The sequence below is a fragment of the Cytophaga aurantiaca DSM 3654 genome, from assembly GCF_000379725.1.
Taxonomy (GTDB): domain Bacteria; phylum Bacteroidota; class Bacteroidia; order Cytophagales; family Cytophagaceae; genus Cytophaga; species Cytophaga aurantiaca.
In genome coordinates this window covers 174555-188851 of the sequence record NZ_KB903632.1, presented here as the reverse complement: position 1 = coordinate 188851, position 14297 = coordinate 174555, and the positions used below count along the sequence as shown (strand labels likewise).

At 38.2% G+C, this 14297-nt stretch carries 10 protein-coding genes; 5 read left to right on the top strand and 5 right to left on the bottom strand.

The features are described from left to right. Positions 1-21 precede the first annotated feature (21 nt). Genes A3EE_RS0108380 through A3EE_RS0108360 form a run of 5 tightly spaced genes read right to left on the bottom strand, consistent with a single transcriptional unit; the run spans position 22 to position 7112 of the window. Positions 22-2199, bottom strand: coding sequence for a T9SS type A sorting domain-containing protein (locus A3EE_RS0108380; RefSeq protein WP_018342999.1), 2178 nt, complete (start codon positions 2197-2199; stop codon positions 22-24). 37 nt (positions 2200-2236) lie between these two features. Then, the gene (locus A3EE_RS0108375; protein ID WP_018342998.1) at positions 2237-3013 is read right to left on the bottom strand and encodes a PASTA domain-containing protein; all 777 of its coding nucleotides are present in this window, start codon (positions 3011-3013) and stop codon (positions 2237-2239) included. A 1-nt stretch (position 3014) separates the two neighbouring features. Next, on the bottom strand, positions 3015-5708 hold the full coding sequence (locus A3EE_RS0108370; protein WP_018342997.1) for a D-alanine--D-alanine ligase family protein: 2694 nt from the start codon (positions 5706-5708) through the stop codon (positions 3015-3017). Positions 5709-5750: 42 nt separating this feature from the next. Then, positions 5751-6005 (bottom strand): NifU family protein, encoded by a 255-nt coding sequence (locus A3EE_RS0108365; protein WP_018342996.1) that lies wholly within the window; start codon positions 6003-6005, stop codon positions 5751-5753. A gap of 3 nt (positions 6006-6008) precedes the next feature. Then, on the bottom strand, positions 6009-7112 hold the full coding sequence (locus A3EE_RS0108360; RefSeq protein ID WP_018342995.1) for an Mrp/NBP35 family ATP-binding protein: 1104 nt from the start codon (positions 7110-7112) through the stop codon (positions 6009-6011). A gap of 407 nt (positions 7113-7519) precedes the next feature. On the opposite strand from A3EE_RS0108360, the gene dnaG reads away from it, so the two are divergent. From dnaG to A3EE_RS0108335, 5 genes are read left to right on the top strand one after another with little or no spacing between them, the layout of a single operon-like run. After that, positions 7520-9481: a DNA primase gene (gene dnaG, locus A3EE_RS0108355; protein ID WP_018342994.1), complete on the top strand. Its 1962-nt coding sequence runs from the start codon at positions 7520-7522 to the stop codon at positions 9479-9481. 31 nt (positions 9482-9512) lie between these two features. Then, positions 9513-10637, top strand: a complete 1125-nt coding sequence (locus tag A3EE_RS0108350) for a glycosyltransferase family 4 protein (RefSeq protein ID WP_033417730.1) — start codon at positions 9513-9515, stop codon at positions 10635-10637. A gap of 4 nt (positions 10638-10641) precedes the next feature. After that, positions 10642-11835, top strand: coding sequence for a glycosyltransferase family 4 protein (locus tag A3EE_RS0108345; RefSeq protein ID WP_018342992.1), 1194 nt, complete (start codon positions 10642-10644; stop codon positions 11833-11835). Next, positions 11832-13028 (top strand): glycosyltransferase, encoded by a 1197-nt coding sequence (locus A3EE_RS0108340; RefSeq protein WP_018342991.1) that lies wholly within the window; start codon positions 11832-11834, stop codon positions 13026-13028. Before A3EE_RS0108345 ends, A3EE_RS0108340 begins: the two co-directional genes overlap by 4 nt. Before the next feature lie 29 nt (positions 13029-13057). Then, positions 13058-14275 carry a bifunctional 3,4-dihydroxy-2-butanone-4-phosphate synthase/GTP cyclohydrolase II gene (locus tag A3EE_RS0108335; RefSeq protein ID WP_018342990.1) on the top strand — a complete coding sequence of 406 codons (1218 nt, stop codon included), beginning with the start codon at positions 13058-13060 and terminating at the stop codon, positions 14273-14275. Positions 14276-14297: the final 22 nt, after the last annotated feature.

Here is a 14297-nt window from a genome sequence, read left to right as displayed (position 1 = left end):
CACTTTCTGAATCGGTAGCACTTATTTTTGAATAATGAGCCTTTTTGCTTCTTTGTAGTTGTCTTTTGAAAGAATGATCACATACAATCCATTTTGCAAGGCATCTATTGAAATGGGTTCTGTACCTTCTATCTTTTTTTCTAAAAGTAAAAGTCCGCTTAAGTCATAAATCGCTATATATTCGGGTTCGCCGGTGAAATGTAACTGTGATTTAGCCGGATTTGGATAAAAAGTAAATTGATTATGCTGGGCTAACGGATCGCTTGTTCCGGTAATGATTTCATTGTCACTGAAAACCGGACGAATCATAAGAGAACCGGGTACAGGAGATATAACTTTAAAGTTATCCCAGACATCGTTGCTATTGCAGAAGTATACTTGGTCGAGATGATCGTTATTTTTATCGAAGCCTAAAAAAAGCGCATCGCTGAACTTCTGGTAATATCCAAAATAATATGTTTTACCAGAATCCAACGGGAGGGGTGTTGTTAATTCATATCGAACAAAACCATTTATATCTGTACTGTATTGTATAGCGATTTGCTGCTCACAAAGGGGGGGGGCTGCTGTATGAGCTGCTGTATCCAGCTCCCAGACACTCATCGTAAGTGCAAAATTAGTTAGGTTCGGACCATTATTTCTTATGAAGCAAAAATCAATATGGGTTAGTTGATCTGCTTTTAATATCTTATATCCATTTGCTATTTTGGTGCCGCCTGCATTTGCACTTACGAATGCCCATTCGGGGGTATTGTCATCATAGGCATACGAATCATGAAAATACGTTTCAATGGATGTGAAATTATTGAAGGTCATGTCAATGGCGCCAAGTGTATCTAAGGGTTGGAATGAAAACTCTTCCTTTAAGACATATGCTGAATCCATTAAGTTGCCAACTATTGTATCTGTGAATGTTTGAGTGAATACATTATTTGATGCAAAAAACGGATCGATATTATACTTGATTTTATCGTTGCCTCTGTTATCTCTCACAAGGTATTGTCTTTTTATTGCAAAAGCATGAAGGAGATCGATGGGGTAAATGTTTAAGCTATCTCTTATTTTCATAAATGCCTGTGCTGTTTCACTGGTTATAGTAGCAACAGGCAGATCCTTGATGTGTTTATAAGGTACCGATGTATAGTTTTTTAATGCACTTCTGTTGGTTGTAATTATAGAAACATCCTTAAGTTTAGGCTCGTTAGCCGTGAGTCTGTTTTTATTAATGTATATGTAATCGACATTCCATACGGCAAATCTTCCATTTAAGACACCATACGAACGGAATCGATAACGGAAACCTTTATGGAGATAAGAGGAATTTGTTATAGGTATTATGGCAAAATCAAAGGTGTCCTTTGTCTGAGTACCTCCCTTTTGGGTCCAGACTTTAACCCAAGTGCCTGAAGCATTCAGAAATTCCAGATATAAAAATTCATTCGATTGAGGGCTCTCTCCTAAGCTTCTTGATTGCCAGTAAAAACTCATGTAGATACTGTCATTAATAGTATAACCCGACAAATTAAATGGTAAGGAAGTTAAATTGTCAGCATAGCCTTTAGTTGTTGTTGTAGAATAAGGAATGCCTTTATAATTCACACCATCAAAAGTTGCAACTCCATTATTGACCATATTAACAGCCATATCGTTATTTATAAAAACACCACCTTGATTATCCAGAAAAACCAATGTATCAGGCATTGTGCTGTATCCTTGTTTACCCAAGCGAAGCCAATTAAAATAATGGATTCTTTCTGCAGCTACTGTAGCAGGTGTTTGTAAATTATGATCATTAAATAACTGAAACGTGTATTTGTTAATTACCTTAACAAATTTTTTCCCTGTTAACAGGTCACTGACAGGTATGTTCGAAGTTGATATATTGTATACGCGAATACTATCTTTATCTTTTAATCCATGCAGTTTTAAATGCGTAACCCTATATACTAAGTCAGTTGCTGTCTGCAGTGTGTCAACAGATATAGAATCGATAGGTAAACCATATCCTGTAAAATCTTCTATAAACGGAATTTTTAACGTGTCTTGTTGAGTTACTGTTGTTGTACGCAATTGCACACCTGATCTTGTATCTCCAACCGAATATTGAGTCAGTGGAGCCAAGCCCATCTGCTGTGCATGCGATAAAAATGCAGTCAGTAATAAAACAGGTATAACAAAAAAAAGTCCCTTATAGCTCATTGATAAAATTAAAATATTGATTGATACGTATTAATAGTTATGGTTTGACAGTATCCGGACCGCCAACATACCATAGGTCTATCATATCACCAGAACGAAGTTTTTGCCCTGTTTGGTATGCCGGTTTCTGTTTAGTTACCGTATTTTCCGCTTCTTTAGAGGATGGATCTATGATCATTAAACCTTCTACCAGACCCATACTTTTAATCATTGCTTTGGCTTCATCCAAAGACATTCCAACTAAATTGGGAACATCAACTTCTGTATCACCTCTTCCGGAGCCTACTAACAGATCAATTTTAGAGCCTTTAGGTATCGGAGAACCTGCTTTTATAGGTGAGCCATTATACGACTGACCTAACACAAAATTATTTGGATTGGGTGTAGTAGAAATATGTCCAACAACTAGGCCTAAACTTTTCAATTGCATTTCAGCACCTCTTTGTGAATTGTCTAATAGATCCGGCATTTTAATGCTAGGAGGATTAAGCGATGAAATGCTTAGGTAGATTCTTCTGTTTTCTTTTACTTCACTGCCTGCAAGTGGATGCTGCGTTAAAACAGTAAATGCCTTAATGCCTGGTTTAAAAGTGGAGTCACTGATTTCGTAACGCAAACCTTTATCGTGTAATATTTTTTTAGTTTGCTCAATGGTTAAGCCCTCTAATTTAGGCACCGTAATATATTCACCGTGTTTTGTTACGGATGGTAGATATGCATAAAAGAATATGAGTATAAGCACAACGAATATACTTACGATGATTGCTAAATGAATCAATACATCTTTAAATGAATCTGCTTTAAATAATTTCATATTAAATGCTTGCTAATTTTTTCTTTTCTCTTTGAATACCAAAGTTCAATATATTGTCGATGAAGTCGTACGGCTTGTATCCGTTGATTGCTGTCTGATGGAAGATACACGTTGCAGGTGTCATGCCCGGCAAGGAGTTCACTTCAATGATAATTGTTTCAGAAGTATTGTCTTCAAATACACGAACGAATGCATCAATACGTGCATAGCCTTGAATGTTCAGAATCTTTGCAACTTTCTTTAGTGTACTTCGAACTTCAGAAGCTACTTTTTCATAGTCGGCCTTGTTGCTAGTGTAGCGTGCAGGAGTGATGTTTTGTCCTTCACCGGCTAAGAATTTTTCTTCCAGAGATAATACGTCTCCATTTGCTAATGCTTCGGATGGTTCAAATATTTCATATTCAACTTCACCTGCTCCATTAAAGCGCGTCATTAAACCTCCTGTTACTTCAAGGAAATGTTTCGCTTTGCCTTGAGATACGAGATCTTCAATTAAGAAATAATTCTTTTGAGGAAATTCTTCTTTATATTTTAATTGTAATATTTCAGAACTTTTAGATCCTTGAATTTCTTCTTCCCCAAACATTAAACGAATGTACGCGCGTAGTTCGTCTCTGGTTTTGATTTTCTTAACCGCAGAGCTGCAGCCATCGTCCGATGGTTTAGCAATGATCGGATATACAAAGCCAGATTCGATCTCGGTTAATAATTTTTCACCAAGTTCATTCCATTCCTTTTGGTAAACCATGCGGTGGTTTGCAACTGAAATGCCATTCTCTCTTAGGATTCTGTTCGTCTCAAATTTATTGATTGTGATCTGAGAACTTTCGATACCTGAACCATTGTATGGCAAATGGAACTGTTCTAAATATTTTTGCATGCTGCCATCTTCGCCCGGACGGCCATGCAAGGCAATGAATACGCCATCAACCATATCTGAAAGTTCTTTGTAGGAAATTTCTTTTGGATCTCTGATCGCATTGCTTACATATCTGTTTGTGATCGCTTCAGTCTCTTTTGCTATCTGAACTAAGATAGGGTGGTGGCCTTTGAAGTCAATAACTTTTTCGCGAATGTCGTCTGCGTTATCTTTCAACAGAATATTGATAGGCAGAACGAATAAACGATGCTGCTCATCACTGCCTGTTAAGAATACAGGTATTGGCGCATACTTTGTGCTGGAAGATAGTTTTTCAAAAATGTTTCTGCCGCTTTCAACAGAGATGTGTCTTTCTGAAGAGTACCCCCCCATTACAACTGCAATGCGTATTTTTTCTTTTGAAGAATTTTTTTGTTCTGCAATTGCAAGATCCAGAGATTGGAGCAATTGTTTATTCTTTAAGCTGCGTTTTCCTTCTTTGATTCGTTCCTGTAACGAAGTACGGATAATATAAGTCAGGAATTGAGAAGGGTTTAAACCGATCTCAGCAGCCTGATGGAAGAAGAAAGAAGAAGGCATCATACCCGATGTTGTATTCGGGTCATTTAATATTACTTCACCTTCTGCTGAAATAAATCCATCAATACGTGCATATACATTGAACTGCAATGCGCTATATAAACGGCAGCATTCGCTGCGAATTAATTCTACCTGTTGTGCAGGAATGTCGATCGGTGTAACCTTTCGCGACATGCCCGGTAAATATTTCGATCTGTAATCAAAGAAGTCATTGCCTTTAACAATACCTGTTGGTGGCAATGCTACTGGTTTACCTTGCTCATCCTGAATAACAATACAAGAGAATTCTGCTCCTGCAATAAATGATTCTATGATGATCTCTTCTTCGTTATCCAGACTTTCAAGTAAGATACGATCTGTTGTTTTTAGTTTCGTATCTAAATGCTGAAGCAATTCTTCCGGATGATAAAATAGTTTACCATTAAGAACATCGTTAACCGGCATACCAATGCCTTCACGAATATCCGTAAGAGTAGCTACCCATTTTACTTTTTCTGAAGAAGATTTTTTATTCCATTCTTCAGCAGTGATTTCCTGTAAGAAAAAACTTCTGTTTAATGCAAGGCGCAACTTATCGGGGTTGCGTTCACTTACTACAGAAATTCCGATGGATGAACCTTGTGATGGTGCTTTTACTACAAATGGAAAACCAACTGCAGCTTCAAATGTTTTTAACAGATCGGCAGGATCTGCGCCCGTTAACCAATCTGATTTTTGATATATCGTATATTTTGGTCCTTTAAAATTTGCCTGCGCAAGGAGCTTTTTTTGTATATGCTTATTGATCCCTATGGAAGAGGGAAGTATTCCTGAGCCTGAATAGGGGATGTTGTTCCAATCCAGTATGCCTTGTATTGCACCGTCTTCGCCATAGGGGCCATGAAGTGCTAGAAATGCAAAGTCTATTAATTCTTTTAAGTCAGCAGGTTCAATTTTTTTACCTACTTTTTGAATGATGGTCTCACGTTCTTCTTTGGAAAGATTTCCTAAAGACTCAATGTAAACCTGGAAACCATGTTCGCTGTTTGGTAAAAAATCAAACGGAGGATAAAAATCACGGATGGTACCTTTGTAGATGTATTGCCAATCCAATAAAATAAATTGACCGAGACTGTCTATGAAGATAGGGACTGTTGTGAAAATGTTTTTATTTAAATTATCGTAAACAGTTCTTCCGCCGGCAAATGATATCTCTCTTTCTCTTGATTGTCCACCAAAGATGATTCCTATTCTCATGAATATGTAAACTTCTGTGAGTTAAAAATAATTTAAATGTCTTTATACGTTGATCGCATGTACACCTCTGATCTCAGGTACGGCTTTGCGGATCGATTCTTCCACGCCCGCTTTTAACGTCATTGCAGACATTGGACATGTACCGCAAGCTCCAAGCAATTCAAGCTTTACAATCATGTCGTCTGTAATTTCTACAATACGAACATCTCCGCCATCAGTAATCATATACGGACGGATGCTTTCAAGAGCTTCTTCAACTCGTTGATGCAATTCAGTGTTTTCAGTTGTTAGGCTCACGGTTTATACTTTAATTTCTACTTTTTTTGTTTCTGCTAATGATGCATTGCGGATAGCAACCTGTTGTGCAAGATTTTCTGCCAATTGTTTGAATGCTTCTGCACTGATGCTATCCTGATTAATGATTGCAGGCTTACCTGCATCGCCGCTTTCACGGATGCTTTGAATTAACGGAATCTGACCCAATAAGGGTACATCAAATTTCTCCGCTAATTTTTTACCTCCGTCTTGACCAAAGATATAATATTTATTGTTCGGAAGTTCTGCAGGTGTGAACCAGGCCATATTCTCAACAATTCCTAAGATAGGAACATTTACCTGTGGCTGACGGAACATCTGCAACCCTCTTTGTGCATCTGCGATAGCAACTTTCTGCGGAGTTGTAATCACAATGGCACCAGTAACAGGAACGGTTTGTACCAATGTTAAATGGATATCACTAGTGCCCGGAGGCATATCAAACAATAAATAATCAAGCTCGCCCCAATCACAGTCGCTGATGAACTGACGCAAGGCTGAACTTGCCATTGGGCCTCTCCACACTACAGCACTTTCTGCAGGCGATAGAAAACCAATGGAGATAATTTTAACACCGTATTGTTCGATCGGGATGATCGTAGGTTTGCCGTTCTCGTTTTCGATTACATTCGGACGAACATCTTCTACATCAAACATGGTAGGCATCGATGGTCCGGAGATATCAGCATCGATGATACCAACACGTGCTCCTGATTTTGCAAGGGCTACAGCCAGATTGGCTGTTACTGTTGATTTGCCTACACCACCTTTACCGGATGAGACAGCAATGATGTTTTTGACGCCGGGCAATACCGGGCCGCTATTGAAACGACCGGTTGTTACATCAGCTGTCATGTTTACAGTAACAATAGCATCAGCAGACACCAATGTATGTATTGCTTCCGTACAGGAATTTCGGATCAATTCTTTAAGCGGACAAGCAGGTGTTGTTAATACAACCGTGAAGGAGATGTTGTTTCCTTCAATCACGATATCACGAATCATGTTCAGCGTAACCAGATCCTGTTTCAAATCAGGTTCGGGTACGGTTTTTAATGCTGCTAAAACGTGTTCTTGAGTAATGGACATTTTATTCTATACTATTTGGTGCAATTTAATGAATTTAGAGGCTATATACTAGCTTATCCGCTTGTAAATCGGACGTAAGAAGCAGGGTATTTTATCTTGAAATAAGCCTGATTTTAACACCATCGAACGCATACAAGTTCATTTGTCACAAGCGTTTCAGAAAATCAGACTTCAAACGGATTGAAATCTCAGCGTAAAATGTGTATAACTAAGTTTATAAGCTTTCTTTTTGAGTTCATAACAGGTGGGGTACATTGTGGTAATAAAAGGGAAGGCGTTTCGGTTATCTGCATTTTATAGAAGACCTTTGTAAACTGCCCATATACAAACGTACAACTACTTCGTTTGAGGAACTCGTTTGAAAGATGCGATGTTTACTGGGCTTAACGGAAATAGTATAAGAAAACGTGCGCTTAAATAAAGAAACCATAGATCAAATTCAGCAAGCCATCGATGTTGTCGAGGTGATTGGTGATTTTGTGACCTTAAAGCGTAAAGGACACTACTATTCAGGCTGTTGTCCATTTCATAGCGAAAAAACACCTTCTTTCACCGTAACGCCAGCCAAAGGGATCTATAAATGCTTCGGTTGTGGAAAAGGTGGCGATGCCATTCAGTTCATTATGGAACATGAAGGTGCTACCTATGTGGAAGCTATGGCCTATATGGCTAAAAAGTACAACATCGAAATCAAGGAAGAAGAACTTACTCAGGAACAGAATTTTGAGCAAAGTGAAAAAGATTCCATGCTTGTTGTAACCAACTATGCAAGCCAATATTATACCGATCAATTATGGAATTCAGAAGATGGTAAATCCATCGGTTTAAGTTATTTCAAAGAGCGTGGTTTCAGAGATGAAACGATTAAAAAATTTGAATTGGGTTATAGCCACGATCAATGGGATGCGTTTACAAAATCTGCAATCGAAAAAGGCTATAAGACTGAATTCCTAACAAAGACGGGTCTTACAATTGAGCGTGATAACGCAAACGATAGCGGTGACAGGAAATTTTTCGATCGTTTTCGCGGTCGTGTCATGTTTCCGATTCACAACGTTGCCGGAAGAGTAACAGCTTTTGGTGCACGTATTTTAAAAACGGATAAAACACAAGCCAAATATCTCAATTCCATAGAGTCTGTAATTTACCATAAGAGTAAAATTTTATATGGTTTATTTCAGGCGAAACAAGCGATTCGCAAAGAAGAAGAATGCTTGTTGGTAGAAGGGTATACCGACGTTGTATCCCTGCATCAATCGGGTGTAGAGAATGTGGTTGCTTCAAGCGGTACTTCTCTTACTGAAGATCAGATTAAACTGATCAAGCGGTATACACCTAACATTACCATTCTATATGATGGTGACTCCGCAGGTATTAAAGCAGCTTTGCGTGGAGTAGATCTGATCTTACAGCAGGATATGAATGTATCTATTGTGGTATTTCCTGAAGGGGAAGATCCGGATAGCTATGTTCAAAAAATTGGACCCACAGCATTTAAGGAATATATAAAATCGACGAAACGGGATTTTATATCTTTCAAAACGTCGATCAGTTTGAAAGAGGTTGGCAACGACCCGATCAAACGTGCAGAGGTAATTAAAGATATTGTCGAGAGTATTTCTAAGGTTCCCGATGCAATCAAACGTTCTGTATTCTTTAGAGAATGTAGCAAATTACTTGAGATCGATGAGCAGATCCTGATTTCGGAATACAATAAAAAGGCGTTACAAAAAGGGCAGCAGGAAGCGAAAAAACAGATCAGCGAACGTGAAGCATTTGCAGCCTTGCCCGAGCTTCCGGAGATTGAATTGCCGGATGATATCGTTAGGCTGAGTCTGGAAGAAGAGTCTCTTAAAATGCATGAGCGCGAGATGATGCGTTATCTATTAAACTTTGCTTCCTCAACAATGGAGCAGGAGATGCCTTTGTCCGACTATCTGATCCATGAATTACAAGATGTTGAATTTAAGAATGCAGCATACGATTATATTATCAAACATATTATTCAGGTAAGATTGCGGGGCGAGCAGGTATTACATACCTATTTTATTCAGCAAGACCAGCCTGAATATGTGCGCGATGCCGCGATTGATCTATTGTCTACCAAATTTCACATAAGCGAAAACTGGGAGAAATTCCAGATTATTGTACCCAAAGAAATTGAGGTACTAAACTCTGTAGTCCCCAAGACCGTATTAAGGCTGAAGAGGGTTGTGCTAAAGTGTATGATCCGGGACAATATGAAAGAGATTGACCGGATTCAAAAGGAAGGAAGCGTAGATGATCTGATGCATCTGCTTCAGGTGGCCATGCAACTCAAGGTGATCTCTAAAGATATCGATAAGACACTTGGTATTGTAGTTGGCTAATTGTAATTTGAAAGTTAAACCGAAAAGAGATTTGAATATAGCTGTAAATACCCGTCTGTTATTGGAAGACCGCCTCGAAGGGATCGGCTGGTTTACCTATGAAACACTCAAACGGATGACCGAACAGCATCCGGAACATACGTTTCATTTTTTCTTTGACAGACCATACAGCGATAAATTTATTTTTGGTAAAAACGTAGTTCCGCACGTTTTATATCCTCAATCAAGACATCCGATATTGTGGTATTTATTCTTTGAATGGAGCGTTCCATTTATGTTGAAGAAAGTAAAAGCCGATGCTTTTATCACAACCGATGGATACCTTTCAAAATCTACGAAAGTAAAAACACTGAATGTAATTCACGATATAAATTTTGAGCACAGACCTCAGGATTTACCTAAAGGCGTTGCAAAATATTATAAAAAGAACATGCCTAAGTTTGCCCATCAGGCAACAAGGATTGCTACAGTTTCTGAATTTTCGAAAGCAGACATCGCAAAAACATACCAAATTTCACCGGATAAAATTGATGTCGTTTATAATGGTTGTAATGCCCTGTTTGTACCTGTTAAGGAAGCCGAACAGGTTAAGATCCGTTATAAATATTCTTCCGGAAGACCTTTCTTTTTATACATCGGTTCCATGCATCCGCGTAAAAACATATTGAACCTGATGCGTGCGTTTGATGTATTTAAGAAAACATCAAATTGCGATATGAAATTGTTGTTGGTTGGGAAAGCAATGTGGAACAACAAAGACATTCAATCGCTTTATCACACATTAATTTACAGACACGATATACATTTTTTAGGGCATATTAAAACGCCTGAATTAGCTAAAATTTTAGGTTCTGCTTACGCATTGACCTTTGTTCCTTACTTTGAAGGATTTGGTATTCCACTATTAGAAGCAATGAATTGCGAGGTGCCTATCATTACTTCCAACACAACTTCATTGCCTGAGGTTGCAGGAAAGGCAGCTGTTTTAGTGAATCCGGAATCGGTTGATGCAATTGCAAATGCAATGCTGCAATTGTACAAAGTTCCTCATGTGAAAGAAGGAGTACTTGCGGCAGGCCTTATTCAACGACAAAAATTTTCCTGGGATAAAACGGCTTCCTTATTGTGGGAGAGTTTTGAGAAAATGATGAAATAGATTCATGGCTTCTCAATTCCGTATTTTACAGATCATAAATCGTATTCCATTCCCTTTAAATGATGGAGGAAATATTGCTGCATGGTATGTGGCACACTATTTAAAAAAGTTTGGGCATTCGGTTGATCTGGCTTTTCTGAATACCAATAAACATCATGAAGCCCCCCAATCCATTGCTGCAGGCTATCGCAACTTTTTTTATACGGACATCAATACAAACATTACAGTAACAGGTTTGTTAAAAAGTTTTTTTTCTGAAACGGCTTATAACATTGAACGTTTCAGATCAAAAGAGTTTGAGAAAGTATTAACAAATGCATTAAAAGAAAATGAATACGATTTTATTCAGATCGAAGGTGCATATATGGCGCTCTATATACCTTTACTGAGAAGGCTTTCAAACGCGAAAATCGTACTTCGTTCACACAATATCGAGCACCAGATCTGGGAGCGGCTGGCATTGCATACCACGAATCCTCTAAAGAAAGTTTTTATCCAACAATTGGCGAAGAAAATCAAAACGTTTGAAGAAACAACACTTCATCAGTTTGATGCGATTGTTGCCATCACTCCGGACGATGAGGCGTATTACAGATCAAAGAATTATAAAGGGAAACTAACAACGATACAGGCTGGTTTTGAAGATAGCCTTATTCAAAATCCTGTTAAAAAGCCGTATTCTGTTTGTTTTATTGGAAGCATGCAATGGATGCCTAATACAGAAGGAATTGAATGGTTTCTCAAAGAGGTATGGCCTTTAGTATTAAAAGAAGTTCCTGAGGCTAAGTTCTATATAGCAGGAAAAGGAATGGATGCTTCTTTTGATAAATGGAACAGACCAGGAGTGATTTTAGAAGGACTGGTGCCGAATGCTTCGGATTTTATACAAAATCACAATGTATTTGTCGTACCTTTGCGTTCCGGTGGCGGAATGCGTTTAAAAGTAGTTGAGGCAATGGGTATGTGTATGCCGATTGTTTCTACAACGATAGGAGCAGAAGGAATACATTGTATACCGAATGAAGATATACTTATTTGCGATACGCCAACTGAATTGAAAAATGGGATTGTTTTACTTTTGCAGAATGAAGCTCTGGCGCGCCAGATTGCTCAGCATGCAAGAAATAGAGCAGTATCCGAATATTCCTGGGAAACATTGATTTCCGGGTTTGAGAAAATGTACAAAGAGTTGGAATGAATATTTTAGTTGCCTTATCCCGATTTCCTTATCCCACAGACAAGGGTGATAAGCTAAGGGCTTTTTATCAAATTAAAGAGCTTTCCAAAAAACATACTATTTTTTTATTATGCCTTTCAGATGAGGTTGTTTCGGAGCAGCATGTTTCGAAATTGAAAGCGTATTGTACAGAAATTAAAATCATCGGATTAAACAAGAAGCATATTTATTTGAATTTATTTTCTTCTCTATTCAATAAGGCACCTTTTCAGGTGAACTATTTTAAGAATAGTGAAATGAGAATGATCATGAGTCAATGGATCTATAAATTCAATATTGATATTGTATATGTTCAATTGATTCGATTGGTTGAAAATTTACCATTTGAAGAAGATGTGCCATTCTTTTTGGATTATATGGACGCCTTATCTGAAGGGATGTACAAGCGTATTAAGTTTTCGAATTTCTATCAGAAACCCTTTGTTCGAATTGAAGCAAAGCGCTTAAAAAGATATGAGATTAATGCGGGTAGATTATTTCAGGGACATTCGATCATCACAAATCAGGATGCAGAATTTCTTCCTAAATCTGTACAAAAAAATATGTCTATTATACCCAACGGTGTGAATGAATATTATTTGGCAGCGGCTGAACGGTTGAATAAAAAGTATGATCTGATCTTTACCGGCAATATGGGATATCACCCCAATATTGTTGCGGCACAATTTATTGTACAAAACGTATTGCCTTTGTTGGCATTGAAAGGATTGAATTTGTCGGTGTGTTTAGCTGGTACAAGTCCGGCTGCAGATGTACTGAAATTGAAATCAGACCAGGTTTGCGTTACAGGCTTTGTAGAAGATATTAAACCATACATTCTGGAATCAAGAATGTTTGTAGCACCTTTATTAAGCGGTTCGGGTTTACAGAATAAATTATTGGAAGCAATGGCTTGCGGATTGCCTTCCATTACAACGAGTCTTGCAAATAAGGCACTTGGAGCTGTTCATGGGCATCAGATCTATATAGCAGATACCGCACAGGAATTTGCAGATCGCATAGAATATGTATTGAAAAATGAACTTGTTGCCGAAAAAATTGGTAATGAAGGGAAAGAATTTATAAAACGCCATTTTGACTGGTCTCAAACGACTGTCTTATTAGAACAAGCATTTGAGAAAGTAGTTGAGAAACGTGTGGAAATAAATCAATAAGTATAAGATTGAATATTGTTGAAATAAATATGGAACAAATAAAATTAGATTCAATTGCGGAAGCTATTGAAGCAATTCGTAAAGGAGAGGTGATCATTGTTGTTGATGATGAAGATAGAGAGAATGAAGGCGATTTTATTTGTGCTGCGGAATGTGTAACGCCTGAGATTATTAACTTCATGTCCAAAGAAGGACGTGGATTGATCTGCGCTCCCATCTCTGAAGCACGTTGTAAAGAATTGAAATTAGACTTGATGGTTGGCAGCAATACTGCTACACACGAAACCCCATTTACAGTATCTGTAGATTTATTAGGAAATGGTTGTACAACGGGGATCTCTGCATCCGATCGTTCAAAGACTATTCAGGCATTGGTTGATCCAAATACAAAACCGGAAGATCTTGGTCGCCCGGGACATATATTTCCATTGAAAGCAAAAGACGAAGGTGTCTTAAGACGAGTGGGACATACGGAAGCTGCTGTAGATCTTGCACGCCTTGCGGGCTTTAAGCCGGCAGGAGTGTTGATCGAGATCATGAGCGAAGATGGTAGCATGGCGCGTTTGCCTGAGCTGAAACAAATTGCTACGAAATTTGATTTGAAATTAATTTCAATCAAGGATTTGATTGAATACAGACTTACGCACGAAAGCCTTGTAAAGAGAGAGATTGGTGTAGATATGCCTACCAATCTTGGGGATTTTGATCTGATCGCTTTTCGTGAAATAAGCACAGATGAAATTCATTTGGCCTTAATTAAAGGTACCTGGCAGAAAGATGAACCCGTCCTTGTGCGTGTACACTCATCGTGTGTGACAGGTGATATTTTCGGTTCTTGCCGTTGCGATTGCGGACCGCAATTACATGCAGCTATGGAGATGATCGAAAAAGAAGGTAAAGGAGTTATTCTTTATATGAACCAGGAAGGAAGAGGTATTGGTTTATTGAATAAGCTTAAAGCATATAAATTACAAGAGCAAGGTCGCGATACTGTTGAAGCAAATCTTGAACTGGGCTTCAAAATGGATCAGCGTGATTATGGAACAGGTGCACAGATCCTGCGTGATTTGCAAATATCTAAACTGCGTTTAATTACGAATAATCCTGTAAAGCGTGCAGCCCTTGCGGGTTATGGCTTAGAGATCACAGAGGCAGTGCCAATCGAGATTGCGTCTAATCCGCATAACATTGGATATTTACAAACTAAAAGAGATAAAATGGGACATACAATCTTGAAAAAAGATTAACCGTTCCAATACTTATTTCTGC

Excerpts from the sequence above, each read along its gene's own strand:
- A3EE_RS0108345 (WP_018342992.1), top strand. The coding sequence starts at position 10,642 with ATGGCTTCTCAATTCCGTATTTTACAGATCATAAATCGTATTCCATTC.
- A3EE_RS0108380 (WP_018342999.1), bottom strand. The coding sequence starts at position 2,199 with ATGAGCTATAAGGGACTTTTTTTTGTTATACCTGTTTTATTACTGACT.
- A3EE_RS0108340 (WP_018342991.1), top strand. The coding sequence starts at position 11,832 with ATGAATATTTTAGTTGCCTTATCCCGATTTCCTTATCCCACAGACAAG.
- A3EE_RS0108375 (WP_018342998.1), bottom strand. The coding sequence starts at position 3,013 with ATGAAATTATTTAAAGCAGATTCATTTAAAGATGTATTGATTCATTTA.
- A3EE_RS0108335 (WP_018342990.1), top strand. The coding sequence starts at position 13,058 with ATGGAACAAATAAAATTAGATTCAATTGCGGAAGCTATTGAAGCAATT.
- A3EE_RS0108370 (WP_018342997.1), bottom strand. The coding sequence starts at position 5,708 with ATGAGAATAGGAATCATCTTTGGTGGACAATCAAGAGAAAGAGAGATA.
- A3EE_RS0108360 (WP_018342995.1), bottom strand. The coding sequence starts at position 7,112 with ATGTCCATTACTCAAGAACACGTTTTAGCAGCATTAAAAACCGTACCC.